This is a genomic window from Streptomyces sp. DH24 (assembly GCF_029813775.1).
Taxonomy (GTDB): domain Bacteria; phylum Actinomycetota; class Actinomycetes; order Streptomycetales; family Streptomycetaceae; genus Streptomyces.
This window is the reverse complement of the sequence record NZ_JARVKW010000008.1, coordinates 187,118-211,828: the sequence shown is the minus strand read 5'-3', so window position 1 is coordinate 211,828 and position 24,711 is coordinate 187,118. Positions and strand designations below refer to the sequence as shown.

The following is a 24,711-nucleotide window of genomic DNA, read 5'->3' as shown; positions in this document are numbered from 1 at the left end:
TCGCGTACTCCGACAGCGCCGACGACACCTTCTCCAGATCGTCCGCGAAACCGTCCGCCCTGTCCTTCACCGGCTTCGTCGTCGCGAAGAGCTTCTCCGCCTCCGGCGCCTGGTAGTACGCCGACAGGCCCTGGAATTGAGTGTGGACGTCACTGCCCGCACTGCGGATGTTCCCCGCGTCCTTCTTCAGGGCCGCGTAATCCTTCTCCAACTGCGCCAGATCGCCCGTGAACTGCGGGATTTGGTCCGGCTTGATCACGACTTGCCCACCCCGGGCATGTCGATCTTCGGCGCCGCCAGCGTCTTGCGCTGCGCCTCCGCCGCCATCTCCTGATCGCCGTTCAGATAAGCGGTCGTCGCGTCGACCACACCCTGCAACGACTTGCCCGCACGGGCCGCCACGAACTGCAGGTCCTTGGAGGCCCGTTCCGCGTACTGCGACAGGGCCAGGGCGACCAGGCCGCCCTGCGCCTTCTCACCGCCCCCGCCCCCGCCGCCCTCCGCGGAGATCGTGCCCGCGCTGGACGCGGCCGACGTCAGATGATCACCGAAGTTCTTCCCGTACGTCTCGAACTTCGACGCCGTCTCGCCCGTCGTCTTCAGCACACCCGAAATGCCCTGCGGCTTCAGATCCCAGCCGGTCACAACCCAACCCCCGTGGATTTCCTACATGGAACAGAAAACGTCCGGCCCGCTCAGCCGATGTTGTCGACCGCGGCCTTGGCGCGCTGGAGCGTCGACTGCGCCGTACCGTCGTTCTTCTCCAGCGTCGTCTTCAGCAGGTGGATGATGTTCTTGACCTCCTGCGAGGCCTTGTTCCACCGCTGTTCCTTGCCGTGGTACTCGTCCGCCACGCCGTCGGCCGTGAAGTCCGCCATCGCCGCCTTCACCTGCCGGTCACGCTGACCGATGACCTCCTCCAGCCGGCCGATCACCGACTGAATGTTGGTCTGGGCGTCAGCAGACGCACCCGTGTCGTACGACCTGCGGTCCGCACCCGCACCAGCCATCAGAAACCTCTCCCCGTGAACGAAATGAGAAAAAACCCGAGTTGCGCCGCGATCAGCGGAAGCGCGCCGCGTCGAAGTTGGCGGCGGCCATCTGCTGCCGCGCGTTGTCACCTTGCTCCTGGTCACCCGAGCTGAACGCGGAGTCCATGCCCGCCTGACCGCCCAGGATCGCGGACAGCGACCCGTTCAGGTCGTTGGCGATCTGGTCCGCGCGCGCCTTGAACTGGTCGAACATCGCCCGGCCGGAGCCGTTGAACTTGCCCTCCAGCGGCTGCGCCGCCTGCACCAACTGCCGTACCAGGCTGCCGAGGTCGTCACTCGCGCCGCGCGAGTCGCGCTGCAGGGTCGAGAGCGTCTGCGCGCCCATGTCGAACTTCATTGAGAACTCGCCTCCCCCGTTGGGTTCCGTGGACCAAATAGTACGTAACTCATCTCTACCAACCCCTCGAACACTCGCGCAATCGGGCAACGGGGGTGGAGACAGAAGCAGGACAGGACAGTGACAAACCCTGTCAGCGGACCGTCGCCGTCGGGCCCTCGCGGCAGATGAGCAGCAGCGCCCGGTCGTCGTTGACGTCCTTCGCGACGGCCTCGATGAGGTGCCAGGCGGCGCCGTGGAAGCCGCCGGCGACATAGCGGTCGGCCTCGCCGGTGAGGCGGTCGATGCCCTCGACGATGTCGCGGTCGGAGGTCTCCACGAGGCCGTCGGTGAACAGCATCAGGACGTCGCCGGGGCGCAGGCTGCCCTTCACGGAGTCGAACTGGGCTCCGTCGTAGACGCCGAGGAGAGGGCCCTCGGCGGCCTTCTCCTCCCAGCGACCGCTGCCGGCGCTGAGCTGGAGGCCCGGCGGGTGGCCCGCGGAGTACAGCTCGTAGTCGCCCGAGTCGAGGTCCAGGACGAGGTGGATGGAGGTCGCGAAGCCCTCGTCCCAGTCCTGGCGCAGGAGGTAGCCGTTGGCGGCCGGGAGGAAGGCGTGCGGGGGCAGGGAGCCGAGCAGGCCGCCGAACGCGCCGGACAGCAGCAGCGCGCGGGAGCCCGCGTCCATGCCCTTGCCGGAGACGTCGGTGAGGACGGCTTCCAGGGTCCGGCCGCCGTTGGTGCGGGCGGCGACGACGAAGTCGCCCGAGAAGGACTGGCCGCCGGCCGGGCGCAGCGCCATCTCGCGGTGCCAACCCTCGGGCAGTTTGGGCAGTTTGCTCTGTACGCGGATGCGTTCGCGGAGGTCGAAGAGCATGGTGCCGCCGCGCCGCCAGGGCACGCCGACGCGGCTGCGGAACTGGGCGAGGAGCAGCCCGAAGAAGCCGCAGGCGGCGACGACCAGGACGACGCCGGGGGTGACCCGGGAGGGGCCCTCGGTGTACGGGCCGAGCCTCACGGTCTCCACGATCAGGGCGGTGGCGGCCGCGGCGTACAGGCCGAGCAGGCTGGCGGGGCGCAGTACGAGGCCGCCCGCGACGATCGGCAGGACCAGCGCGGCCGGGGAGATCCACACGGCGTTGGCGAGTGTGGCCGTCGTGATCACGGGAATGGTCAGGAGGAGACCCACGAGCGGGACCCAGTCGGAGCCGCCGCCGCGGAAGTAGTCGACGGCGCTTCTGCGCAGGCCGGTGCGGACCCGGTGCCACTGCTTCTTCCACCGGGCCGTGAACGTGTCGGCGGCCGCGCGCCGCTCCCGTCCTGCTGCCATTAGTTCGGGACCCTATCCATCCGACCAGTCGCTTGGCACGGGAGGTCCTCCTTGTCCCCCGTCCGAGGACCGACTTCACAGTGAACTTCACGGGAAGCCGTCGCGCCGCAACCTGACAGAAATTCCCTCGCTCGTCCGGCGGCACCCTGGTACGCATGCTGCATGGGGACTGACACCGACCTGCGGGTGCTGCGGCAGGACGAATGGGACAAGTGGTACGAGACCCTGATCCGGGCCTTCAGCGGGGTCCCGGAGGCGCCCGAGGAACGCGAGCTGTGGAACGCGCTGACGGAGCTCGACCGGTCGCTGGGCGCCTGGGACGGTTCCGAATGCGTCGGTACGGCGGGCGCGTTCAGCTTCCGCGTGACGGTGCCCGGCGGGGCCTCGGTGCCGGCGGCGGGCGTGACGATGGTCAGCGTCGCCGGGACACACCGCAGGCGCGGGGTGCTGACCGCGATGATGCGGCGGCAGTTGGACGACATCCGCTCCTTGGGCGAGCCGCTCGCGCTGCTGACCGCGTCCGAGCCGGCGATCTACGGCCGGTTCGGGTACGACGCCGCGTCCTTCCAGCGGGGCGCCGAGATCGACACGAGCCGGACGACGCTGTCCGTGCCGCCCGGCACCGATGACGTACGGCTGCGGTACGCGGCGCCCGAGGACGTGCTGGACGCGTGCGAGGCGGTGTACGCGGAGCTGGTGCCGCGGCGGCCGGGGATGACGGCGCGGATGCCGGGCTGGGAGCGGGTCGGGGTGCTGGACCCGGAGAGCGAGCGGGACGGGGCGTCGCCGCTGCAGTGCGTGGTCGCCGAGCGGCACGGGCGGGTCGTGGGGTACGCCCGGTTCCGGGTGAAGCTCGGCTGGGAGGAGTCCGGGCACAACGGCACGGTGGTGCTGCAGAACCTGGACGCGCTGGACCCGGCGGCGGACGCGGCGCTGTGGCGTTTCCTGTTCGGCATCGACCTGACGACGACGCTGGTGGTGCGGGGGCGTCCGGTGGACGAGGCCTGGCAGTACCTGGTGTCCGACATCCGCCGGTGCCGGCCCCGGACGCGGGACCAGCTGTACGTGCGTCTGGTGGACGTGGGGGCCGCGCTTCGGGCGCGGACGTATCAGGCGCCGGTGGACGTCGTGTTCGAGGTGGAGGACGCCTTCTGCCCCTGGAACACGGGGCGTTGGCGGCTGACCGGGGACGCGAAGGGCGCGTCCTGCGAGCGCACCGAGGACGCGGCGGATCTGGCCCTGACGGTGCGGGAGTTGGGGGCCGCCTATCTCGGCGGCGTGAGCCTGGCGGCGCTGGGCGCGGCCGGGCGGGTGCGGGAGCTGCGGCAGGGGGCGCTGACGGAGGCGGCCGTGGGGTTCGGTTCCACGGTGGCGCCCTGGCTGTCGCACGGCTTCTGACGCCGTCCCTGGCGCGCCGTCCCGCCTCCGCGGTGCCTCGCACCCCGCCGTCGCCTCGCGGCGCCTCGCACCCCGCCGTCGCCTCGCACCTGCCGTCGCCTCCGCGGCGCCCCGTACGCCGTCCCGCCTCTGCGGCGCCCCGTACGCCGTCCCGCCTCCGCGGCGCCTAACGCGCCGGGGGCGTCGGGGCCAGGTGGGCAGCCCGCTGGGCCGTCCGGTGGGCCGTCCGGTGGCGCCGTGGCCGCCGGGCGGCGGTGTGGGTTCAGGCCTGCTGGCAGCGCGGGCACCAGAAGAGGTTGCGGGCGGCGAGACCGGCGGTGCGGATCTCGCCGCCACAGATGTGGCAGGGCAGGTTGGCCCTGCGGTACACGTACACCTCGCCGCCGTGGTCGTCGACGCGGGGCGGGCGGCCCATCGCCTCCGGGGTGTGTTCGGGGCGGACGGTGTCGATGCGGTTGTTGCGGACGCCCTCCCGCATGAGCGCCACGAGGTCGGCCCAGAGGGCGTCCCACTCGGCGGGCCGGATGTCCCTGCCCGCGCGGTACGGGTCGATGCCGTGCCGGAACAGCACCTCGGCCCGGTAGACGTTGCCGACTCCGGCGATGACCTTCTGGTCCATGAGCAGGGCGGCGATCGTCGTGCGGCTGCGGGAGACGCGCCGGTAGGCGGCGGCCGGGTCGGCGTCGTCGCGCAGCGGGTCGGGGCCCAGACGGGCGTGTATGGCCGCCTTCTCGGTGTCCGTGATCAGCGCGCAGGTGGTGGGGCCGCGCAGGTCGACGTACGCCGTCCCGTTGGCCAGGCGCAGGCGGACGGTGTCGGTCGGTGCGGGTGCCGGGGCGGGGCCGAAGGCGACCTTGCCGAACAGGCCGAGGTGGATGTGGACCCAGTCGGTGTGCCCGGGGTCGCGGAAGCCGAGGAAGAGGTGCTTGCCGTGGGCGTCGGCGGTGTGCAGGACGGTGCCGTCGAGGAGGGCCGCGGCGTCGCTGAACTTGCCCTGGGGGCTGGTGACGCGCGTGGGCGCTCCGGCGAAGGCTGCGGCGTAGTCCTGGGCCAGCCGGTGGATGGTGTGCCCCTCAGGCACGGGTGACTCTCCTTCTTCCGCCCGTGCCCCGTCCGACTCGGTCGGGGCACGGACCTGTCCCGGTTCCCGGTGCCGTTACTGCTGCGGGTGGTGGGCCGGGATCGGCGGGAGGTCGCCGTTCGTCTCGTACGCGGCCAGCATGTCGATGCGCCGGATGTGGCGCTCGTCGCCGGAGAACGGGGTGGCCAGGAAGGCCTCGACGAACTTCGTCGCCTCGTCCGACGAGTGCATGCGCGCCCCGACGGCGATGACGTTGGCGTTGTTGTGCTGGCGGCCGAGCTCCGCGGTCTCGGTGCTCCAGGCGAGGGCCGCCCGGACGCCCTTGACCTTGTTGGCGGCGATCTGCTCGCCGTTGCCGGAGCCGCCGATCACGACGCCGAGCGCGTCCGGGTCCGCGGCCGTCCGCTCGGCGGCGCGGAGGCAGAACGGCGGGTAGTCGTCCTGGGCGTCGTAGATGTGCGGCCCGCAGTCGACGGGCTCGTGACCGGCTGCCTTGAGCCACTCGACGAGGTGGTTCTTGAGTTCGTAGCCGGCATGGTCGGAACCGAGATACACGCGCATGGGACGAGTGTGACACGGCTGTTTCCGGGGTGCGGCGTCGGGTGCCTCCACGGAAAGAGTGAGCAACACGACAGAACCTCAGGGAAAGCTCAAGTAACAATCTGGATTCCAAGGGTTCCCCAAGCTGTGACCCTCAGTTTCACTGGACCGGCTCGTACACCGCTTGTGCGGGAATCTGCTCGACGGCGCAAAGGAAATACCTCCCCATGACTTCGCAGCCGACCGTCCTCAAGGCCGAAAGCGGCCGCCCGGGTCCCGGTGACACCGGGAACGGCCTCCAGGCCGGACTCAAGAACCGCCATCTGTCGATGATCGCCATCGGCGGTGTGATCGGCGCCGGCCTGTTCGTCGGATCAAGCTCCGGCATCGCCACCGCCGGGCCCGGCATCCTCCTGTCGTACGCCCTCGTCGGCACGCTCGTGGTGCTGGTGATGCGGATGCTCGGCGAGATGTCGGCTGCCAACCCGACCTCCGGCTCCTTCTCCGCGCACGCCGACCGTGCGCTCGGCAACTGGGCCGGTTTCTCCATCGGCTGGCTGTACTGGTTCTTCTGGGTCGTGGTGCTCGCGGTCGAGGCGACCGCCGGCGCGGTGATCCTGGAGGGCTGGGTCCCGGCCGTGCCGCAGTGGGCGTGGGCCCTCATCGTGATGGTGGTGCTGACCGCCACGAACCTGGTCTCCGTCGGTTCCTACGGCGAGTTCGAGTTCTGGTTCGCCGGCATCAAGGTCGTCGCCATCGCCGCGTTCATCGTCATCGGCGGGCTCGCCGTGTTCGGTCTGCTGCCGGGCGTCGACAGCGAGCAGGCCGGTCTGGCCAACCTGACGGAGCACGGCGGCTTCCTGCCGAACGGGCCCGGCGCGATCCTCACCGGTGTGCTGCTCGTCGTCTTCTCCTTCATGGGCAGCGAGATCGCCACGCTGGCCGCCGGTGAGTCCGAGAACCCGCAGCAGGCCGTCACCAAGGCCACCAACAGCATCATCTGGCGCGTCGCCGTCTTCTACCTCGGCTCGATCTTCGTCGTGGTGTCCCTGCTGCCGTGGGACAGCGAGTCGATCACCGACGAGGGCTCGTACGTGGCCGCCCTGAACTCCCTCGGCATCCCGCACGCCGGTCAGATCATGAACTTCATCGTGCTGACCTCGGTGCTGTCCTGCCTCAACTCCGGCCTCTACACGGCCTCCCGCATGGCGTTCTCGCTCGGTGAGCGCGGCGACGCCCCGAAGGCGTTCGCGCGGACCACCGGCCAGGGTGTGCCGCGTACGGCGATCATCGCGTCGGTCGTGTTCGGCTTCGTCGCGGTGTTCTTCAACTACAAGTTCCCGGACTCGGTCTTCCTCTTCCTGGTCAACTCCTCCGGCGCCGTCGCGCTGTTCGTGTGGCTGGTGATCTGCTTCTCGCAGCTGCGGATGCGGAAGATCATCCAGGCCGAGGCGCCGGAGAAGCTGGTCGTGCGGATGTGGCTGTACCCGTACCTGACCTGGGCGACGGCCGGACTCATCGTGTTCGTCCTGGGCTACATGCTGACCGACACCGAGCACGACGGCCGCAAGACCGTGCTGCTGTCGCTGCTGGTCGCGGCGGTCGTGCTGGCCATCGCCTTCCTCAAGGAGAGGATGCGCGGCGGGCGTCCGGCCACCGGGGCCGCGCCGGCCGAGGCGGCGGGCGACCAGGACAAGGTCTCGACGGGCTGACGGCCCCGCAGGTCCTCCGGTTCACCGGTTCACCGGTTCACCGGTTCTCCTCTTCACCTGGTCACCGGGCCACCGGTTCACCTGGTCACCGGTTCACGCACAGACGTGAGGGCCGGGACGGCTCGCCGCCGTCCCGGCCCTCATGTGCGCGCGCCGGGTCTCCCCGCACCGCGCGCGGACTCTCAGCGGGTCACCGCTTGCCGATGAACTTCCAGGCGGTGGGCAGCACGCCCATGGCGAGGGCGGCCTTGAGGGCGTCGCCGATGAGGAACGGCGTCAGACCGGCCGCGATCGCGGCGGAGGCGGACATGCCGGTGGCCACGCCGAGGTAGGGGACGCCGACGGCGTAGATGATCGCCTCGCCCAGCAGCATCGTGCCGGCCATGCGCAGTACGGAGCGGTCGGCGCCGCGGCGGGCGAGGGCGCCCACGACGGTGGACGCGAGGATCATGCCGAGGATGTAGCCGAAGGACGGGGCCGCCGCGCCCGAGGTGCCGCCCGCGAACCACGGCACACCCGCCATGCCGACCAGCGCGTACAGGGCCAGCGAGAGGAAGCCGCGTCCGGCGCCGAGGGCCGTGCCGACGAGCAGCGCGGCGAAGGTCTGGCCGGTCACCGGCACCGGGGAGCCCGGCACGGGCACGGCGATCTGGGCGGCGAGCCCGGTGAGCGCGGCGCCGCCGACCACGAGCGCGGCGTCCCGGACCCGGGAGGCGGGGAGGAGGTCGGCGAGGACCTGTCCGGAGCTGAGAGGGGCGGCAGCGGTGCTCATGGGGTCTCCGCGAGGTGATGTGGGCATGTTGGGACACGGCGACGCTATCCCAGCGCCGCGCGGCGGATCACCGTCAGCGGTCGACAAAGGAGCGAACCGCCGCTTGGTGGGCTCCGGACAACGACCGCCGGTTACACCAGCGGGGGCGTGACGCCGGTCACGGAGGCGGGGAGGCATCGCTCACCCGGGAAGCGTGCGCGGCGACTGTAGGGTTTCGCCAAAACGATCTCGGCGAGTCGCACACCGGCCGGGTAATCGGACTTGCACGCTCCGTATCGTCGCCGTCCGGATGCTGAACAAGTCCTCGCTCTGAGCGGACGCGCCCACCAGACTGTCGGCGTTTTGCCCATCTCACGCAAGGGACGAGCGCCCTGATGCCCAGCACCTCCACGCAGACGCCGTCACCGGCGTCCTCCGAGGCGGACGCCTCGCTGTCCCACGGCCTGAAGCAGCGCCATCTGTCGATGATCGCCCTGGGCGGGGTGATCGGCGCCGGACTGTTCGTCGGTTCGGGCGCGGGCATCGCCGCCGCCGGGCCGTCGATCGTCCTCGCCTACGCCCTCTCCGGCCTCCTCGTGATGCTGGTGATGCGCATGCTGGGCGAGATGTCGGCCGCGTATCCGTCGTCCGGTTCCTTCTCCGCGCACGCCGAGCGGGCGATCGGGCCGTGGGCGGGCTTCACGGCGGGCTGGTCGTTCTGGGTGCTGCTGTGCACGGCCGTCGGCCTGGAGGGCATCGGCGCGGCGAAGATCGTCACGGGCTGGCTGCCGGGCACGCCCGAGTGGGCGTGGGTCGCGCTGTTCATGGTCGTCTTCTGCGGCACGAACCTGGCCGCCGTGAAGAACTTCGGCGAGTTCGAGTTCTGGTTCGCGGCGCTGAAGGTCTTCGCGATCAGCCTGTTCCTGGTGCTCGGCGTGCTGGCGATCACGGGCGTCCTGCCCGGCACGGACTCCCCCGGCGCGAGCAACCTCACCGACTTCCTGCCCAACGGCGGCGAGGGCCTGGTGATCGGCCTGCTCGCGTCGGTGTTCGCCTACGGCGGCCTGGAGACGGTCACCATCGCGGCGGCCGAGTCGGAGAACCCCGTCAAGGGCGTGGCGAGCGCGGTGCGCACGGCGATGTGGCGCATCGCCCTGTTCTACATCGGCTCGATGGCCGTCATCGTGACGCTCGTGCCGTGGGACTCCAAGGAGGTCGTCGACAAGGGCCCCTACGTGGCCGCCCTGGACGAGCTCGGCATCCCGGGCGCCGGGCAGCTGATGAACGTGGTCGTGCTGGTGGCGCTGCTGAGCGCGATGAACGCCAACATCTACGGCTCCTCGCGCATCGCCTACTCGCTGGTGGAGCGCGGCCAGGGTCCGAAGGCGCTGGGCCGGGTGTCCGGCGGGGTGCCGCGGCTCGCGGTGCTGGCGTCCTCCGTGTTCGGCTTCGCGTGCGTACTGCTCAGCTACTGGCGTCCGGACGACGTGTTCTCCTGGCTGCTGAACATGATCGGCGCGGTCATCCTGGTCGTCTGGATCTTCATCGCGGTCTCGCAGCTCAGGCTGCGCCGGCAACTGGAGCGCGAGGCGCCCGAGAAGCTGGTCGTGCGGATGTGGGGCTTCCCGTGGCTGACCTGGCTGGCGCTGGCCGGCATGGCGGCGATCTTCCTCCTGATGGCCCGTGAGGCGGACACCCGCGTGCAGTTGTACTCGACGGGCGGCATGACGCTGTTCCTCGCGGCCGTCGGCTACGCCTGGCAGAAGGCGCGCGCCAAGCACTGACCCGCCCCGGCCACCGAAGGCCCCCGCGTGACGACACGCGAGGGCCTTTTCGTGCGCCCGGACCACCCACCCCCACTTGCTGCTGCTAATGTGCAGTTGCAAGCTACTTGCAATAAGAGGTCCGGAGGGGAACCCGCCATGCCCGTCTACACGCTTCCTGAACTCCCGTACGACTACTCCGCGCTCGCGCCCGTGATCAGCCCCGAGATCATCGAGCTGCACCACGACAAGCACCACGCGGCCTATGTGAAGGGTGCCAACGACACGCTGGAGCAGCTCGCGGAGGCGCGGGACAAGGAGCAGTGGGGCTCGGTCAACGGCCTGGAGAAGAACCTCGCCTTCCACCTCTCCGGCCACATCCTGCACTCGATCTACTGGCACAACATGACGGGTGACGGCGGCGGCGAGCCCCTGGCCGCCGACGGGGTGGGCGACCTGGCGGACGCCATCGCGGAGTCCTTCGGATCGTTCGGCGCGTTCAAGGCGCAGCTGTCCAAGGCCGCCGCGACCACGCAGGGTTCGGGCTGGGGCGTCCTCGCGTACGAGCCGCTGAGCGGGCGGCTGATCGTGGAGCAGGTCTACGACCACCAGGGCAACGTCGGCCAGGGCTCGACCCCGATCCTCGTCTTCGACGCCTGGGAGCACGCCTTCTACCTGCAGTACAGGAACCAGAAGGCCGACTTCGTCGAGGCGATGTGGCAGGTCGTCAACTGGCAGGACGTCGCCCGCCGTTACGAGGCGGCGAAGTCCCGCGCGGACGTGCTGCTGCTCGCGCCCTGACGGGCCCGTGAAGCGTCCTGCCTCGTGATCGTCTTCTCACCCTTCACGCGGGCAGGCGGAGAAAAGGGAGCCCCCCGCGAGGACGTGACTCGCGGGGGGGCTCTCCCGTGCGGGCCCGGGGCTCATGAGCGCAAGAAGCCTCAAGGGCTGGCGGACTCAAGGACTCAAGGGCTCAAGGGCTCAACGGCTCGTGGACTCACGGGCTCACGGGCTCACGGGCTACGGCTTGCGGGCCACGCCGCCGTGCTGCCCGATCGGCTTGGTGGCCGCACCGGGCTCCGGACGCCACAGCGGCACGGAGACCACGCCCGGCTCCACCAGCTCAAGGCCCGCGAAGTAGGCCTCGATCTGCTCCACGGGCCGCAGGAAGTACGGGACCGCGCCGGTCTCGTTGTAACCGTCCTGCGCCTGCTCGTAGTCCGGGTCGGTGCCGCGCGAGCCGTCGTTGACGCACAGGTAGCTGCCGGACGGCAGGCCCGCCATCAGGCGGCGCACCAGGCCGCACGCCTCGGCGTGGTCGGCGACGTGACCGAGGATGCCGCTCAGGATCAGCGCCGTCGGCCGCGACAGGTCCAGCGTCTTCGTCGCCGCCTCCAGGATGCGCTCCGGCTCGTACAGGCTCATGTCCTCGTACGAGGTCACACCCTCGGGGCTGGAGGTGAGCAGGGCGCGGGCGTGGGCGAGGACCAGCGGGTCGTTGTCGACGTAGACGATCCGGGACTCGGGGGCGTACCGCTGGGCGACCTCGTGGGTGTTGTCCACGGTGGGCAGCCCGGTGCCGACGTCGAGGAACTGCCGTACGCCCTCCTCCTGCACGAGGTGGCGGATGGCGCGTCCCAGGAAGGCGCGGCTGCTGCGGGCGATGGTGACGATGCCGGGGAAGACGGCCGTGTAGGCGTTGCCCGCTTCCTCGTCCACCGGGTAGTTGTCCTTGCCGCCCAGCCAGTAGTTCCAGATGCGGGCCGAGTGCGGCACGGAGGTGTCGATCTGCGTCATGGGTGGGGCTCGCCTCCAGGGTCGGTCTTCGTTCACATGCTCCTACGAGGGGACGCCGCTACGCCACATCCGTCCCGCACGGCACGTTGAGCGACAGCAGCGCCGCGGACTGCCCGTCCAGGCGCAGCTCGCTGACGGCCGCGTTGCGCAGCCGGGGGAACACGCGGCGGTACTCGGCCGGCGGGATGTGCAGCAGGGAGCACAGCACCAGCCGGAGCAGCGTGTTGTGGGCCACCACCAGCACGCGCCCGCCGGGGTGGGCGGCGGCGGCGCGGCGCAGGGCGTCGGTGCCGCGGGCGGCGGCGGCCACCGGGTCCTCGGCGCCGGGGAAGGGGTGGGCGACCGGGTCGGCACGGAAGGCCGCCGCCCGCTCGGGGTCCTCGGCGGCGAACTCGGCGAGGGTGCGGCCCTCCACCACGCCGAAGTCGCATTCCCTCAGGGAGGCGTCGCGGTGCGGGGTGAGGCCGAGGGCGCGGCAGGCGGGCTCGGCGGTGGCGGCGGCGCGGGACAGGGTGGACGTCCACACCGCGTCGACGGGGTGGGCGGCGGCCCACCGGCCGAGGGCGTCGGCCTGGGCGCGGCCCGTGTCGGTGAGCGCGATGTCGCTGATCCCGGCGTACCGGTTCTCGGCGTGCCAGACGGTCTGCCCGTGCCGGGCCAGGAGGAGGGTGGTGGGGCTCATGGGTGGCGGTCCAGGTCGGTGCGGTGGGCGGTGTGCGGTGGGCGGTCGGGTCCGGGGCGGGCGGGGCTGCCGTGCGACGGGCGGGCGGACGGGCGCGGCCGGTGAGACGGGGCGGGGCGGGGTGGGGTCAGCCGGTGGTGTCGGCGTGCAGGCGCTCGCGGGCGTGTGCGACGACCGGGGACGGGAGCCAGCCGCGCGTTTCCAGTGCGTCGACGAGCCGAGCGTACGGCTCGGCGAAGCGTGCCGTACGCCCGGGGCGCGGCTGGAGGAGCGTGCGGACGCGGACCATGCGGTCGGCGGTGCCGGGGAGCGTGGCGGCCGGGTCGCCTGCGGTGCCGTACGCCGCCAGCACGGCCATGCCCAGGGCGGGTTCGGTCTGTTGGGGGACGCGGGCCGGGCGGCCGAGGATGTCGGCGCGCAGCTGGTTCCAGTACGCGCTGCGGGCGGCGCCGCCGGTGAAGGTGAGCGGCCCGTCGAGCGGGGCGCCGAGGTGGTGCAGGTAGTCCAGGCAGAGGCGTTCGGCGAGGCCGACGCCCTGGAGCAGCGCGGCCCACAGGTCGGCGTCGTCGGCCGGCTCGCCGAGCAGCAGGGGCGTGGCGTCCGGGGCGCGGAAGGGGAACCGCTCGCCGGGCGACACGAGCGGGTAGGCGAGGGCGCCGGACGGTTCGTGGGCCGCCGCCCGCTCGTCCATGACGGCCGGGTCGGCGTCCGGGAAGCGTGCCGCGAGCGCGCCCGCGCCGACGCTGGACGCCCCGCCGGGCAGCCAGACCCCGTCGGGCGCACGGTGGTTGTAGACCACGCCGGTGGGGTCGCGGACCGGTGCCGGGGCGGCGCCCTTGAGGACCAGGGTGGTGCCGAGGACGGAGTTCCAGGCGCCGGGGCGCAGGGCTCCCGAGGCGAGCTGGGCGGCGCAGCCGTCGGTCATGCCGGCGACGACCGGGGTGCCGGCGGGGATGCCGGTGGCCCCGGCGGCGGACGCGCCGACCTCGCCGAGCCGGGTGCCGGGGCGTACGACGGCGGGGAACCGGGCGTGGCTCAGGCCGAGCCGGCCGAGGGCGGAGCCCGGCCAGGTGTCGTGCTCCGCGTCGTAGCCGGTCTTGAGGGCGTGGCTGGAGTCGGCGGGCGGCGGGGTGCCGGTGAGGCGGGTGACGATCACGTCGGGCTGGTGGGTGATGCGGCCCGGGCCGTACGTGGCGGTCAGCCAGAGGGCCTTGGGCAGCGCCCAGGTGTCCTGCACGGCGAGCCCGGCCTCCCGCGCGCGGGCCGCCTCGGCCGCCGCCCGGCCGTCGTCGTACATCAGCGCGGGCGTCAGCGGCCGGCCCGTGTCGTCCGTGAGCAGCACCGTCCCGGACGTGCCGCACACCGCGAGGCCGCCGATCCGTGCGCCGCGCGTCGCGCCGAGCGCCGTGCGGGACGCGGCGCACACCGCCTGCCACCAGCGGTCCGGGTCCTGTTCGTGCCGTACGCCGTCGCGGTGGCCGGTCAGCGGGGCGGCGCCGCTGCCGAGGACCGTCCCGTCGGCGCCGACCACCAGCGCGCGCACGCTCTGCGTACCCAGGTCGATCCCGAGCCAGCCGTCCGCCGTGTCCTGCGCCGCCATCCGGACCTCCCACGCCCACCGATCCGTGCTGTGAACTTCTCACTCTGCCCCGATATTTTCCCGTGCGCGAGGGATTGACGCCCAACTTCCGCCGTTACACCCTCTGTTAACGAGTCGACTCGCCGTGTTAACCCGCACTCCCGACCGGACCGCACCCGCCCCCGTGGAGGTCACGGATGGACACGCACGCGCACGACCGCCGGCGCTTCCTCGCGCTGACCGCCGCGACGGCCGCCGCCCCGCTGCTCACCGCCTGCGGAGCCGGTTTCGGCGGGGACGACGAGCAGAGCGACGGCTCCGCCGCCGACGACGTCACCGGCTCCTTCGACTGGAAGCGGGAGAAGGGCACGACCGTCAAGGCCCTGCTGAACAAGCACCCCTACACCGACGCCCTGATCGCCGACCTGAAGTCCTTCACCGAGCGGACCGGCATCGAGGTCGAGTACGACGTCTTCCCGGAGGACAACTACTTCGACAAGCTGACCGTCGACCTGTCCAGCGGCCGGGCCTCCTACGACGTGTTCATGCTGGGCGCGTACATGGTGTGGCAGTACGGGCCGCCGGGCTGGCTGGAGGACCTCGGGCCGTGGATGCGGAACTCCTCGGCGACCGGCGCCGAATGGGACCAGGCGGACTTCTTCCCGAACCTCCTCCAGGCCGGCCAGTGGTCCCTGAAGGCGGGCGCGCCGCTCGGGCAGGGCGGGCAGTACGCGCTGCCGTGGGGTTGGGAGACCAACGTCGTCGCCTACAACACGGACGTGTTCGGCAGGCTCGGCCTGAAGCCCGCCGAGACCTTCGAGGAGCTGCGGGAGATCGCCGGCGTCATCAAGAGGAAGGCGCCCGGCGTGGGCTTCGACGGCATGTACGGGATCGCGGTGCGCGGCTCGCGCAGCTGGGCCACGATCCACCCGGGCTTCATGACGATGTACGCCCGCAACGGCCTGAAGGACTTCACGGTCGACGGCGGCAGGCTGACCCCGGCGATGAACTCGCCGCGGGCCGTGGCGTTCACGCGGGACTGGGCGGCCATGGTCAGGCAGGGCGGGCCGCCGTCCTGGACGTCGTACACCTGGTACCAGTGCTCCAGCGACCTCGGTGCGAAGAAGGCCGGGATGCTGTTCGACGCGGACACGGCCGCCTACTTCCAGGCCGTGAAGGGCGCGAGCCCCGCGTCCGGGAGGATCGCCTTCCATCCGGGGCCGAAGGGGCCGGACGGGTCGCTCGCCACCAACATGTGGATCTGGTCGCTCGGTATGAACGCCAAGAGCGGGAAGAAGCTCGCCAGTTGGCTGTTCCTGCAGTGGGCGACCGGCAAGGAGCACCTGCGCCGGGCCGCGCTCACGCACCACCACATCGACCCGGTGCGCAGGTCGGTCGCCGACGACGGCGCGTACAAGGACAAGATGCGGCATCTGCCGGGCTTCATCGAGACGTTCGAGACGGTCGTCGACCGGACGAGGATCCAGTTCACCCCGCAGGCGCAGTTCTTCGACGCCACCACCAGCTGGGCGGCGGCACTCCAGGAGATCTACGGCGGGAAGGACGCCCGGTCCGTCCTCGGCGATCTCGCCGACGACCTGGCCGGCAAGGTGGGCTGAGCGGCGATGGGATGGCGGCTCACCCTGCGCCCGTACCTCCTGATCGTGCCCGCGCTGCTGCTCACCTGCGGAATCCTGTATCCGTTCGGGCTCGGCCTGTACTACACGCTGTTCGACTTCTCGGCGAGCAAGCCGCAGCCGGACATGGTGCGGTTCGAGAACTACCAGGCGGTCTTCAGCGAGGAGGCGTTCTGGAACTCGGCGTGGGTGACCGTGCTGTACGCGGTCGGTGCCGCCCTGGTCGAGACGGTGCTCGGGGTCGCCGTCGCGCTGCTGCTGCACCGGTCGACGCTGCTCGGACGGGTCCTGGAGAAGATCCTCATCCTGCCGCTGATGATCGCGCCGGTCATCGCGGCGATCATGTGGAAGCTGATGCTCCAGCCGTCGGTCGGGGTGATCAACCATCTGCTGAAGCCGTTCGGGCTCGGCGGCGTGCAGTGGACGGACACCCCGACGGGTGCCCTGCTGTCCTCGATCGCGGTCGACGTGTGGGTCTACACGCCCTTCGTGGCGATCCTCGCGCTGGCCGGGCTGCGGTCGCTGCCCGCCTCCCCGTTCGAGGCGGCGGCCGTGGACGGCGCCGGCTGGTGGTACACGTTCCGCCGGCTGACGCTGCCCATGCTGTGGCCGTACGTGCTGGTCGCGGTCATCTTCCGGTTCATGGACTCGCTGAAGGTGTTCGACATCATCTACGCCCTGACCGAGGGCGGGCCCGGCGACTCCACGGTGGTGCTCCAGATACGGGCCTATCTGGAGGCGATCCGCTTCCAGCGGTACTCGTTCGGGATCAGCTACACGATCGTGCTCTGGGCCGTGGTGTACCTCGCCGCGATGGTGCTGGTGCGGCACCTGGGGCGCATCCAGCGGCGGGCCGCGGAGGTGAGCGCCAAGTGAGGAAACGGCTGCTGGGGTGGCTGGCGGACGCCGCCCTGGTCCTGTACTTCGTCTTCGCGCTGTTCCCGATCGCCTGGATGGTGATCCTGTCGCTGAAACCCGCCGACCAGTTGTTCAGCACCTACTTCTCCTTCTCCCCCACCCTCGACGGCTACCGCAGCGTCCTCGGCGACAGCGAGGGCGTCCCCTTCGTGCGGTTCTTCGTCAACAGCCTGGTGGTGTCGCTGGGCGCGGTCGCGCTGTCGCTGCTGGTCGGGCTGCCGGCGGCGTACGCGTCGGCGCGGTGGCGGTTCAAGGGCTCGGAGAACCTGATGTTCACGCTGCTGTCGTTCCGGTTCGCGCCCGAACTCACCGTGATCATCCCGCTGTTCGTGCTGTACCAGAAGCTCGGCCTGTTCGACACGTACGTCGGCATGGTGTGGGTGCTGCAACTGGTCACGCTGCCGCTCATCGTGTGGATCATGCGGTCCTACTTCGCCGATCTGACCCCGGAGCTGGAGCAGGCGGCGCTGCTGGACGGCTACACCCGCAAGCAGGCCTTCTTCCGGGTGGCGATCCCGCTGGTCAAGCCGGGGATCGCGGCGGTGTCTCTGCTGGCGTTCATCTTCGCCTGGAACAACTTCGTCTTCCCGATGATCCTCACCTCCAACGAGGCCCAGACGGTGACCGTCGGCGCGCTGTCGTTTCTCGGCGGGGACCGGCCCAAGTACAACCTGACGGCCGCCGCCGCGCTCGTGTCCGTCGTCCCGCCGCTGCTGCTCGCGCTGACGATCCAGCGGTATCTGGTGCGGGGCCTGTCGTTCGGGGCGGTGAAGTCGTGATCGCGCTGCGCGGCATCCGCAAGGCGTACGGGCGCGGCGTCGCCCTGGACGGCCTCGAACTCGAGGTGGCCGAGGGCGAGTTCTTCTGCCTGCTCGGCCCGTCCGGCGCGGGCAAGACCACCGCCCTGAAGACCGTCGCCGGCCTGGAACTCCCCGACGCGGGCACGGTCGAGCTGGACGGCCGCGACATGGCGGGCGTGGAGCCCTACGACCGGGGCGTGGCGATGTGCTTCGAGAGCTACGCCCTCTACCCGCACCGCTCGGTGTACGACAACCTGGCCTCGCCGCTGCGCTCGCCGAAGTACCGGCTGCCCGCCGCCGAGGCCCGCGAGCGGATCGGTGAGACCGCGGAACTGCTGGGCATCGGCGCCCTGCTGGACCGCGAGGTGGGCCGGTTGTCCAACGGGCAGCGCCAGCGCGTCGCCCTCGGCCGGGTGCTGGTCCGTCCCGCCCGCGCCTTCCTCCTGGACGAGCCGCTGTCCCACCTGGACGCCAAACTGCGCCAGCAGATGCGGGCCGAGCTGAAGGCGATCGGCGCGGTGCGCGACACGACCACCCTGTACGTCACGCACGACTCCGTGGAGGCGCTGGCGCTCGGCGACCGGATCGGCGTGATCCGGCAGGGGCGGATCGTGCAGACCGGCACGCGGGAGGAGATCTGGCACCGGCCGCACGACACGGAGGTGGCCCGCGCCTGCGGCCGGCCCCGGATCAACCTGCTGCCGGGCACGGTCACGGAGGGCGGCCACGTCCGCTCGGCGGACGGGGCGGTGGACCTGCCGGTGGGCGCGAGGGCCGCGCCGGGCACGGACGTACTGGTGGGGATGCGTCCCCGGGACCTGACCCTGGGCGGGCCGGGACACGGCCTCACCGGCACGGTGTACGTCACCGAGGTGCTGGGCCGGTCCGTCGAGGTCACCGTACGGCTCGGCGCCCTGCACGTGTCCCTCGTCGCGTCGCGCGCGGACGCGGCCGGGCTGCGTCCCGACGCCCCCGTACGCCTCGCCGTCCGGCCTGAGAACCTGCTGCTGTTCGAGGCCGACCGGCCAGGGCGCCCGGGACGACGAATAGAGACGCGATGAGCAGCAGCAACCACAGTGCACAGCAGGGGCCGGCCGCCCGGCAGGCCGCCATGGCGGAGCTCGTGCTGGCCGACGGCACGGCCACCGCGGCCGATCTCGCCGAGCGCTTCGGGGTGAGCCTGATGACCATCCACCGGGACCTGGACGAGCTGGAACGGCAGGGCATCGTGCGGAAGTTCCGCGGCGGCGTGACCGCACAGCCCTCCGGGGTGTTCGAGTCGAACGTGCAGTACCGGCTGAAGACCATGCGGGCCGAGAAGGCCGCCGTCGCCGAGCACGCCGTGCGGATGATCGAGCCCGGCATGGCGATCCTGCTGGACGACTCCACGTCCACGCTGGAGATAGCCCGCACGCTCCGGCACGGCGAGGTCACGCCGCTGACGGTCGTCACCAACTTCCTGGAGGCGATCAATCTGCTGTCGCAGCAGCGCGGCATCCATCTGATGGCGCTCGGCGGCGACTACGATCCGCTGCACTCGTCCTTCCTCGGGGTGTCCTGCGTGGAGGCCGTGGAGCAGCTGCGGGTGGACGTCTGTTTCGCCTCCACGTCGGCCGTGCACCGGGGCTACGCCTACCACCAGGAGCAGCACATCGTGTCCGTGAAGCGGGCGATGCTCGACTCGGCCGCCCGCAACGTCCTGCTGCTGGACCACACCAAGCTCGGCCGGGTCGCCCTGCACCGGGTGGTGCCGCTGTCCCGCTTCGACCTGGTGCTCGTGGACGCGGGCGCCTCGCCGCAGGCGCTGCGCGACCTGGACGAGCACAACGTCCGTTACGAGGTGTGCGCGACGAAGGAGGGCGATGACCGCGCTGGAGTTACGTGAGCTGCGCAAGACGTACCGGTCGCGCGGGCGGCCCCCGGTGGACGCCGTGCGCGGCATCGACCTGAGCCTGGCGTCCGGGGAACTGCTCGGGCTGCTCGGCCCGTCGGGCTGCGGCAAGTCCACCACGCTGCGGATGATCGCCGGCCTGGAGGAGGTCACCGGCGGGGACATCCTGGTCGGCGGCGCTTCGGTGGCGGGGCGGCCGGCGCAGCGGCGGAACATCGGGGTCGCGTTCGAGAACTACGCGCTGTACCCGCCGCTGACGGTCGCGGAGAACCTGGCGTTCGGGCTGCGGGCGCGGCGCCGCACGGACCGGGGCTCCGGGGACGACATCGGGCGCCGGGTCGCCGGCATCGCCGAGCGGGTCGGCCTGACCGGACTCCTCGACGCCCGCCCGGCGGGGCTGTCCAGCGGGCAGAAGCAGCGCGTGTCGCTGGCCCGCGCCCTGATCAGGGAGCCGGACGTGCTGCTGCTGGACGAGCCGCTGTCCCACCTGGACGCCGCCCAGCGCGACACCACGCGCCGCGAACTCAAGCGCATCCAGCGCGAACTGGGCCACACGACCATCCTGGTCACCCACGACCAGGAGGAGGCCCTGTCGCTGGCCGACCGGATCGCCGTGATGAAGGACGGCGTCATCCAGCAACTCGGCACGCCGTACGAGATCTACGACAGCCCGGCCAACGTGTTCGTGGCGGACTTCGTCGGCGAACCGGCGATCAACCTGCTGCCCGGCGTCGCGACCGGCGACGGGCACGCCCGGCTGTCGGACACGGGGCGGCTCGCGCTGCCGGTGCCGGTGGCGGCGGGCCGCGAGGTGGTCGTCGGGGTGCGCCCGGAGGACCTGCGGCTCGCGCCGGACGGGCTGGACGCCCGGGTGGTGGCGCACGAGCCGCTGCTGGAGGCGGGTATCGCGACCCTCGCCCTCGCCGGTGTGGAGCGGCCGCTGGTCGTGCTCACCGGCCCGGAGGCACGGCTCGCGCACGACGAGCGGGTCCGGGTCGCCGCCGACGCCCGGCTCATCCATGTGTTCGACGCCGAGACGGGAGAGGCCCTGCGATGACCCGGGAAGACAGCGTGCGCGTCGTGGCCGCCGGTGACCATTTCGTGCTGCCCGGCCTCATCGAGCGGGCGGTCCGGACCGAGGCAGGTGAAACACCGGTCGAGGTGCGGGAGTTGATGCTGGGCTGGCCGCTGGAGCCGTTCGGGCCGGTGGCCGAGGTGACCGAGGCGAGCGACGCGGAGGACGAGCTGATCGAGGCGCTGGCCGGTGCCCGGGTGCTGGTCACGCAGATGGGCCCGGTCACCGAACGCGTCCTGGCGGCCCGCCCCGGACTGCGGCTCGTGGTGGTGTGCCGGGGCGGCCCGGTGAACGTGAACCTGGACGCGGCCACGTCCCGTGACGTGCGGGTGTGTTACGCGCCCGGCCGGAACGCCGCCGCGACCGCCGAGTTCACCGTCGGCCTGCTGCTGGCCGCGCTGCGCCGCATCCCGCAGGCCCACGACCTGCTGGCCCGGCAGGGCAGTTGGGAGGGCGCCGCCTACTACACGTACGAGCACAGCGGTCTTGAGCTGGAGGACCTGCCGGTCGGGCTGGTCGGATACGGGGCGGTGGGCAGCCGGGTCGCGCGGGCGCTGTGCGCGTTCGGGGCGCGGGTGATGGTGTACGACCCGTATGTGCGCGGCGAGATCCACGGGCTGCGGGTGTCCTCCCTCGACGAGCTGCTGCGCCGCTCCCGCGTCGTCACCCTGCACGCCCGGCTGACGGCCGGGACCCGGGGGCTGATCGGCGCCCGCGAACTGGCCCTGCTGCCGCGCGGCGCGGTGCTGGTGAACGTGGCGCGCGGTCCGCTGCTGGACGAGGCCGCGCTGTGCGACGCGCTGGAGAGCGGTCAGCTGTCGGCGGCGGCGCTGGACACCTACGAGCGGGAGCCGCTGCCGCCGGGCTCGCGGCTGTCCGGGTTCGCCGACCGGGTCGTGCTCACCCCGCACCTGGGCGGCGCGTCGCGCGCGGTGGCGGAGAAGGCGGCGCGGATCGCCGCGGCGGAGGTTGGGCGCTGGCTGCGCGGGGAGCCGCTTGCGCACTGCCTGACCTGAGAGCCGAAGGCTTCGCGCGGCCCCGGGGGAGCCCCCGCCGAAGCCTTCCCCAGCCTTGACGAGCCCTGAGGAGGGCGGCATGTACGTCGGGATCGATGTGGGCACGTCCATGGTGAAGGCCGCCGCGTTCGACGGCACGGGCCGCGAACTCGCCGTCGAGGCACGGCCGCTGGCCCTGACCCTGCGCGGCGGCTTCGTCGAGCAGGACATGGAGGAGGTGTACGCGGCGGTCGTCGCCGTGCTCGGCGCGCTGACCGCGGCCGTCCCGGAGCCGGTGGAGCTGGCCGGGCTGACCGGGCAGGGCGACGGGGTGTGGCTGGTGGACGCGGCGGGCCGGCCGGTGCGCCCGGCGGCGTCCTGGATGGACGGGCGGGCGCACCAGCTGGTCGACCGGTGGCTGGCCGACGGGACGTTCGAGGCGGTGTTCCGGCGCACCGGCAGCGCCATGTTCCCGGGCTGCCCGGGGCCGCTGCTGGCCTGGCTCGACAGTCACGAACCGGCGTCGCTGGACGCCGCCGCGACGGCCCTGTACTGCAAGGACATGGTGTTCCGACGGCTGACGGGGGCGCCCGCGGCGACGGACGTGTCCGACGCGTCGATGCCGTTCCTTGACCCGCGCACCCGGACGTACGACAACCGGGTCGTGGAGCTGCTGGGCCTGACCCACCGGCGGCGGCTGCTCGCGCCGGTCAGCGATCCCGTCGCGACGGCCGGGACGCGCGGCGAGGGCCTGCCGGCCGGGACGCGGCTCGCGAACGGCCCGTACGACCTGCCGGCGAGCGCGCTGGGCGCCGGGGTGAGCGCCGCCGGGGACGGGCTGCTGATCGTCGGCACCTGCCTGGCCAGCCTCGTCGCGACGACCGACCTCGACACGAGCGGGGAACCGGCCGGGCTGTACATCTCCACCGACCGGCCGGGCCACTGGCTGCGCGCGATGCCCGCGATGGTCGGCACGGCCGCCCTTGACTGGGTGCTGTCCACCACCGGCGTGCGCCACGAGGACGTGGACGGGCTGCTGGCCGCCACCCCGCCCGGCGCGCACGGCGTGCGGGTCCTGCCGTACTTCGCGCCGTCCGGCGAGCGCGCCCCGTTCGTGGCGCCGGGCCTGCGCGCCGAACTCACCGGCGTCTGCCTGGAGACCACCGGGGCCGACCTGGTGCGCGCCACCTGCGAGGGCATCGCGTACGCCGCCCGGCACTGTCTGGAGGCCGCCGGTCTGACGGGCTCCCTCGCGGTGTGCGGCGGCGGCACCCGCAGCCCCGCCTGGATGCGGCTGCTCGCCGACGTCCTGGGCCGGCCGCTGTCGGTGGTCGAGGGCGAGGTGGGCGCCCGGGGCGCGGTGCTCGCGGCGGCCGAGCGGTACGGGGTCGCGCTGGACACGGCGGCGTGGACGCGGCCGACGGAGGTCGTGGAGCCGGACCCGGACCGGGCGGCGTCCTACGCGAAGGGCTACGAGGACCACCTGGCCCGGCTGGCGCTGGCGCGCGAGCGGGCGCGCGACTGAGCACGCCACCGGCGCGCGACCGGACGCCCCGGCGCGCGTGTCCCCGCACCCCGACGACGAAAGGGAGTCGCATGCACCTCGGACGGAGATCCCTGCTGCTGGCGGCGGCCGGCGCGGGCACGGCGGCCGTGGCCGCGCCCGCGAGAGCCGGCGCGGCGGCCCGGCGCGGACCGCTGGTCGTCGGTCACCGCGGCGCGGCCGGCTGGCGCCCGGAACACACGGCCGTCTCGTACACGTACGCCGTGCAGACCGGCGCGGACTGGATCGAACCGGATCTGGTGCCGACCAAGGACCATGTGCTGGTGGTCCGGCACGAGAACGAGATATCGGGGACCACGGACGTGGCCCGGCACCCGGAGTTCGCCGGCCGCCGCACCACGAAGACGGTGGACGGGCGGTCGGTGACCGGCTGGTTCACCGAGGACTTCACGCTGGCGGAGCTGAAGACGCTGCGCGCGGTGGAGCGCCTGCCGCTGGTCCGCAACCGCAACACCGTCCTCGACGGCCGCGAGGAGGTGCTGACCTTCCAGGAGGTCGTGGACCTGGCGCGGCGGCTGTCCCGCGCGCACGGGCGGACGGTCGCCGTCTTCCCGGAGACCAAGCACCCGACGTACTTCCGCTCCCTCGGGCTGCCGCTGGAGCCGGAGCTGGCGCGGGTGATCCGCCGCAACCGGCTCGGCGCCCGCGAGTGCGTCGTGCAGTCCTTCGAACCGACGAGCCTGCGACGGATCGCCGAGGAGCGCCTGGGAGTGCCGCTGTGGCAGGCGCTCGGCACCACGGGCGGCCCCTACGACCTGGTCTCCTCCGGTGATCCGACGACGTACCGGGACATGATGACGCCCGCCGGGCTGGCGCGGATCGCCGCGTACGCGGACTGGATCGGGCCGGACAAGTCGTCGATCGTGCCGGTGGGCGCGGACGGCAGGCTGGGCTCCCCCACACCGCTGCTGTCCGACGCCCACGCGGCGGGGCTCAGCGTCGGCGCCTACACCTTCCGCGCCGAGAACCAGTTCCTGCCGGCGGACTTCCGCCGGGGCAGCTCGGCGAACGAGTTCGGGGACGCGTTCGCCGAGTACGCCCTGCACTACGGCCTGGGAGTGGACGCGGTGGTGACGGACTTCCCGGACCTGGCACACCTCGCCCGGGAGTGAGCGCCGGTCAGAGGTTGCTGAAGTCCGGGCCCTTGGTGCGGGTGCGCTTGATCTCGTAGAAGCCGGGCACGGAGGCGACCATGAGGGTGCCGTCCCAGAGCTTGGCGGCCTCCTCGCCCTTGGGCGCCGGGGTGACGACGGGCCCGAAGAAGGCGATCTGGTCGCCGTCGGCGCCGGGCACGGCGATGACGGGCGTGCCGACGTCCTGGCCGACCTTGTCGATGCCCTCCTTGTGAGAGGCGCGCAGCTGGGCCTCGTACGGCGTGGCGTCCCAGTGGTCCAGGAGGGACTCGGGCAGGCCGACGTCCTTCAGCGCCGCGGCGACCGTCTCCTTGCCCGCGCCCTCGCCCCGGTTGTGGAAGCGGGTGCCGAGCGCCGTGTAGAGGTCGCCGAGCACCTCGGCGCCGTGCTCCTCCTGGGCCGCGATGACGACGCGGACCGGCCCCCAGGCCTTGGTCTCCAGCAGCTCCCGGTAGTCCGGCGGCAGCTCGTCCAGCTTGTCCTCGTTGAGGACGGCGAGGCTCATCAGATGCCAGCGGACCTCGATGTCGCGGACCTTCTCCACCTCCAGCACCCAGCGGGAGGTCATCCAGGCCCAGGGGCACAGCGGATCGAACCAGAAGTCGACGGGGGTCTTGCCGGAGACTGTCTCGGACATGGTTCTCCTCGGGAAGGGGCTTTTCCTCGCGCAACGCCGAGGACGTCCCGGCGCATTCCC

The 24,711-nt window shown here is 72.1% G+C and carries 24 protein-coding genes and 1 pseudogene; 13 read left to right on the top strand and 12 right to left on the bottom strand.

Features of this window, described 5'->3' with window-relative positions; translation table 11 throughout:
* From QC282_RS09540 to QC282_RS09520, 5 genes and pseudogenes are all read right to left on the bottom strand, one after another.
* A pseudogene (locus QC282_RS09540) lies at positions 1–259 on the bottom strand (hypothetical protein); the annotation flags it as partial.
* The gene (locus QC282_RS09535) at positions 256–645 is read right to left on the bottom strand and encodes a DUF6507 family protein (RefSeq protein ID WP_279548819.1); all 390 of its coding nucleotides are present in this window, start codon (positions 643–645) and stop codon (positions 256–258) included. The pseudogene QC282_RS09540 and the gene QC282_RS09535, both read right to left, overlap by 4 nt.
* Before the next feature lie 50 nt (positions 646–695).
* A complete protein-coding gene (locus QC282_RS09530; RefSeq protein WP_279548818.1) occupies positions 696–1,010 on the bottom strand; it encodes a pore-forming ESAT-6 family protein in 315 nt (104 codons plus the stop codon).
* 52 nt (positions 1,011–1,062) lie between these two features.
* Positions 1,063–1,389, bottom strand: coding sequence for a hypothetical protein (locus QC282_RS09525; RefSeq protein ID WP_279548817.1), 327 nt, complete (start codon positions 1,387–1,389; stop codon positions 1,063–1,065).
* A 133-nt stretch (positions 1,390–1,522) separates the two neighbouring features.
* Positions 1,523–2,698 carry a PP2C family protein-serine/threonine phosphatase gene (locus tag QC282_RS09520; protein ID WP_279548816.1) on the bottom strand — a complete coding sequence of 392 codons (1,176 nt, stop codon included), beginning with the start codon at positions 2,696–2,698 and terminating at the stop codon, positions 1,523–1,525.
* A gap of 162 nt (positions 2,699–2,860) precedes the next feature.
* On the opposite strand from QC282_RS09520, the gene QC282_RS09515 reads away from it, so the two are divergent.
* The gene (locus QC282_RS09515) at positions 2,861–4,096 is read left to right on the top strand and encodes a GNAT family N-acetyltransferase (protein WP_279548815.1); all 1,236 of its coding nucleotides are present in this window, start codon (positions 2,861–2,863) and stop codon (positions 4,094–4,096) included.
* Between the two features lie 262 nt (positions 4,097–4,358).
* Here QC282_RS09515 and QC282_RS09510 read toward each other — a convergent pair whose 3' ends face one another.
* Positions 4,359–5,177 carry an Fpg/Nei family DNA glycosylase gene (locus QC282_RS09510; protein ID WP_279548814.1) on the bottom strand — a complete coding sequence of 273 codons (819 nt, stop codon included), beginning with the start codon at positions 5,175–5,177 and terminating at the stop codon, positions 4,359–4,361.
* 75 nt (positions 5,178–5,252) lie between these two features.
* Positions 5,253–5,738 carry a ribose-5-phosphate isomerase gene (locus QC282_RS09505; protein ID WP_279548813.1) on the bottom strand — a complete coding sequence of 162 codons (486 nt, stop codon included), beginning with the start codon at positions 5,736–5,738 and terminating at the stop codon, positions 5,253–5,255.
* Between the two features lie 206 nt (positions 5,739–5,944).
* On the opposite strand from QC282_RS09505, the gene QC282_RS09500 reads away from it, so the two are divergent.
* The gene (locus QC282_RS09500) at positions 5,945–7,429 is read left to right on the top strand and encodes an amino acid permease (protein WP_279548812.1); all 1,485 of its coding nucleotides are present in this window, start codon (positions 5,945–5,947) and stop codon (positions 7,427–7,429) included.
* 190 nt (positions 7,430–7,619) lie between these two features.
* Here QC282_RS09500 and QC282_RS09495 read toward each other — a convergent pair whose 3' ends face one another.
* Complete coding sequence (locus QC282_RS09495) at positions 7,620–8,201, bottom strand: biotin transporter BioY (RefSeq protein ID WP_279548811.1); 582 nt, start codon at positions 8,199–8,201, stop codon at positions 7,620–7,622.
* 374 nt (positions 8,202–8,575) lie between these two features.
* On the opposite strand from QC282_RS09495, the gene QC282_RS09490 reads away from it, so the two are divergent.
* Both QC282_RS09490 and QC282_RS09485 read left to right on the top strand, forming a co-directional pair.
* Positions 8,576–9,964, top strand: a complete 1,389-nt coding sequence (locus QC282_RS09490; RefSeq protein ID WP_279548810.1) for an amino acid permease — start codon at positions 8,576–8,578, stop codon at positions 9,962–9,964.
* Between the two features lie 138 nt (positions 9,965–10,102).
* Positions 10,103–10,744, top strand: coding sequence for a superoxide dismutase (locus QC282_RS09485; protein ID WP_279548809.1), 642 nt, complete (start codon positions 10,103–10,105; stop codon positions 10,742–10,744).
* Positions 10,745–10,963: 219 nt separating this feature from the next.
* Here QC282_RS09485 and QC282_RS09480 read toward each other — a convergent pair whose 3' ends face one another.
* The 3 genes from QC282_RS09480 to QC282_RS09470 all read right to left on the bottom strand — a co-directional run bounded on the left by QC282_RS09480 (position 10,964) and on the right by QC282_RS09470 (position 14,022).
* On the bottom strand, positions 10,964–11,740 hold the full coding sequence (locus QC282_RS09480; protein WP_279548808.1) for an SAM-dependent methyltransferase: 777 nt from the start codon (positions 11,738–11,740) through the stop codon (positions 10,964–10,966).
* 58 nt (positions 11,741–11,798) lie between these two features.
* Positions 11,799–12,422 (bottom strand): histidine phosphatase family protein, encoded by a 624-nt coding sequence (locus QC282_RS09475; protein ID WP_279548807.1) that lies wholly within the window; start codon positions 12,420–12,422, stop codon positions 11,799–11,801.
* Positions 12,423–12,549: 127 nt separating this feature from the next.
* Positions 12,550–14,022: an FGGY-family carbohydrate kinase gene (locus QC282_RS09470; RefSeq protein ID WP_279548806.1), complete on the bottom strand. Its 1,473-nt coding sequence runs from the start codon at positions 14,020–14,022 to the stop codon at positions 12,550–12,552.
* 176 nt (positions 14,023–14,198) lie between these two features.
* On the opposite strand from QC282_RS09470, the gene QC282_RS09465 reads away from it, so the two are divergent.
* The 9 genes from QC282_RS09465 (at position 14,199) to QC282_RS09425 (ending at position 23,993) form a co-directional block, all read left to right on the top strand.
* Positions 14,199–15,620, top strand: a complete 1,422-nt coding sequence (locus QC282_RS09465) for an extracellular solute-binding protein (RefSeq protein WP_279548805.1) — start codon at positions 14,199–14,201, stop codon at positions 15,618–15,620.
* Positions 15,621–15,626: 6 nt separating this feature from the next.
* Positions 15,627–16,514 (top strand): sugar ABC transporter permease, encoded by an 888-nt coding sequence (locus tag QC282_RS09460; RefSeq protein ID WP_279548804.1) that lies wholly within the window; start codon positions 15,627–15,629, stop codon positions 16,512–16,514.
* Positions 16,511–17,335, top strand: a complete 825-nt coding sequence (locus QC282_RS09455) for a carbohydrate ABC transporter permease (protein WP_279548803.1) — start codon at positions 16,511–16,513, stop codon at positions 17,333–17,335. Before QC282_RS09460 ends, QC282_RS09455 begins: the two co-directional genes overlap by 4 nt.
* Positions 17,332–18,417, top strand: a complete 1,086-nt coding sequence (locus QC282_RS09450) for an ABC transporter ATP-binding protein (protein ID WP_279548802.1) — start codon at positions 17,332–17,334, stop codon at positions 18,415–18,417. The genes QC282_RS09455 and QC282_RS09450 overlap by 4 nt, the downstream gene beginning before the upstream one ends.
* Positions 18,414–19,241, top strand: coding sequence for a DeoR/GlpR family DNA-binding transcription regulator (locus QC282_RS09445; protein ID WP_279548801.1), 828 nt, complete (start codon positions 18,414–18,416; stop codon positions 19,239–19,241). Before QC282_RS09450 ends, QC282_RS09445 begins: the two co-directional genes overlap by 4 nt.
* Entirely contained in the window at positions 19,219–20,304 is a 1,086-nt protein-coding gene (locus QC282_RS09440) for an ABC transporter ATP-binding protein (RefSeq protein ID WP_279548800.1), read from the top strand. Before QC282_RS09445 ends, QC282_RS09440 begins: the two co-directional genes overlap by 23 nt.
* Positions 20,301–21,338: a 2-hydroxyacid dehydrogenase gene (locus tag QC282_RS09435; RefSeq protein WP_279548799.1), complete on the top strand. Its 1,038-nt coding sequence runs from the start codon at positions 20,301–20,303 to the stop codon at positions 21,336–21,338. The genes QC282_RS09440 and QC282_RS09435 overlap by 4 nt, the downstream gene beginning before the upstream one ends.
* 79 nt (positions 21,339–21,417) lie before the next feature.
* Positions 21,418–22,842: a carbohydrate kinase gene (locus QC282_RS09430; protein ID WP_279548798.1), complete on the top strand. Its 1,425-nt coding sequence runs from the start codon at positions 21,418–21,420 to the stop codon at positions 22,840–22,842.
* 71 nt (positions 22,843–22,913) lie between these two features.
* A complete protein-coding gene (locus QC282_RS09425) occupies positions 22,914–23,993 on the top strand; it encodes a glycerophosphodiester phosphodiesterase (protein WP_279548797.1) in 1,080 nt (359 codons plus the stop codon).
* 7 nt (positions 23,994–24,000) lie between these two features.
* Here QC282_RS09425 and QC282_RS09420 read toward each other — a convergent pair whose 3' ends face one another.
* The gene (locus QC282_RS09420; RefSeq protein WP_279548796.1) at positions 24,001–24,651 is read right to left on the bottom strand and encodes a DsbA family protein; all 651 of its coding nucleotides are present in this window, start codon (positions 24,649–24,651) and stop codon (positions 24,001–24,003) included.
* Positions 24,652–24,711 lie beyond the last annotated feature (60 nt).

Bases quoted from the DNA above. Each gene is read 5' to 3' on its own strand.
- QC282_RS09515 (WP_279548815.1), top strand. From the start codon at position 2,861: ATGGGGACTGACACCGACCTGCGGGTGCTGCGGCAGGACGAATGGGAC.
- QC282_RS09425 (WP_279548797.1), top strand. From the start codon at position 22,914: ATGCACCTCGGACGGAGATCCCTGCTGCTGGCGGCGGCCGGCGCGGGC.
- QC282_RS09435 (WP_279548799.1), top strand. From the start codon at position 20,301: ATGACCCGGGAAGACAGCGTGCGCGTCGTGGCCGCCGGTGACCATTTC.
- QC282_RS09475 (WP_279548807.1), bottom strand. From the start codon at position 12,422: ATGAGCCCCACCACCCTCCTCCTGGCCCGGCACGGGCAGACCGTCTGG.
- QC282_RS09520 (WP_279548816.1), bottom strand. From the start codon at position 2,698: ATGGCAGCAGGACGGGAGCGGCGCGCGGCCGCCGACACGTTCACGGCC.
- QC282_RS09490 (WP_279548810.1), top strand. From the start codon at position 8,576: ATGCCCAGCACCTCCACGCAGACGCCGTCACCGGCGTCCTCCGAGGCG.
- QC282_RS09440 (WP_279548800.1), top strand. From the start codon at position 19,219: ATGACCGCGCTGGAGTTACGTGAGCTGCGCAAGACGTACCGGTCGCGC.
- QC282_RS09525 (WP_279548817.1), bottom strand. From the start codon at position 1,389: ATGAAGTTCGACATGGGCGCGCAGACGCTCTCGACCCTGCAGCGCGAC.
- QC282_RS09485 (WP_279548809.1), top strand. From the start codon at position 10,103: ATGCCCGTCTACACGCTTCCTGAACTCCCGTACGACTACTCCGCGCTC.
- QC282_RS09430 (WP_279548798.1), top strand. From the start codon at position 21,418: ATGTACGTCGGGATCGATGTGGGCACGTCCATGGTGAAGGCCGCCGCG.
- QC282_RS09495 (WP_279548811.1), bottom strand. From the start codon at position 8,201: ATGAGCACCGCTGCCGCCCCTCTCAGCTCCGGACAGGTCCTCGCCGAC.
- QC282_RS09505 (WP_279548813.1), bottom strand. From the start codon at position 5,738: ATGCGCGTGTATCTCGGTTCCGACCATGCCGGCTACGAACTCAAGAAC.
- QC282_RS09480 (WP_279548808.1), bottom strand. From the start codon at position 11,740: ATGACGCAGATCGACACCTCCGTGCCGCACTCGGCCCGCATCTGGAAC.
- QC282_RS09470 (WP_279548806.1), bottom strand. From the start codon at position 14,022: ATGGCGGCGCAGGACACGGCGGACGGCTGGCTCGGGATCGACCTGGGT.
- QC282_RS09530 (WP_279548818.1), bottom strand. From the start codon at position 1,010: ATGGCTGGTGCGGGTGCGGACCGCAGGTCGTACGACACGGGTGCGTCT.
- QC282_RS09460 (WP_279548804.1), top strand. From the start codon at position 15,627: ATGGGATGGCGGCTCACCCTGCGCCCGTACCTCCTGATCGTGCCCGCG.
- QC282_RS09420 (WP_279548796.1), bottom strand. From the start codon at position 24,651: ATGTCCGAGACAGTCTCCGGCAAGACCCCCGTCGACTTCTGGTTCGAT.
- QC282_RS09445 (WP_279548801.1), top strand. From the start codon at position 18,414: ATGAGCAGCAGCAACCACAGTGCACAGCAGGGGCCGGCCGCCCGGCAG.
- QC282_RS09500 (WP_279548812.1), top strand. From the start codon at position 5,945: ATGACTTCGCAGCCGACCGTCCTCAAGGCCGAAAGCGGCCGCCCGGGT.
- QC282_RS09465 (WP_279548805.1), top strand. From the start codon at position 14,199: ATGGACACGCACGCGCACGACCGCCGGCGCTTCCTCGCGCTGACCGCC.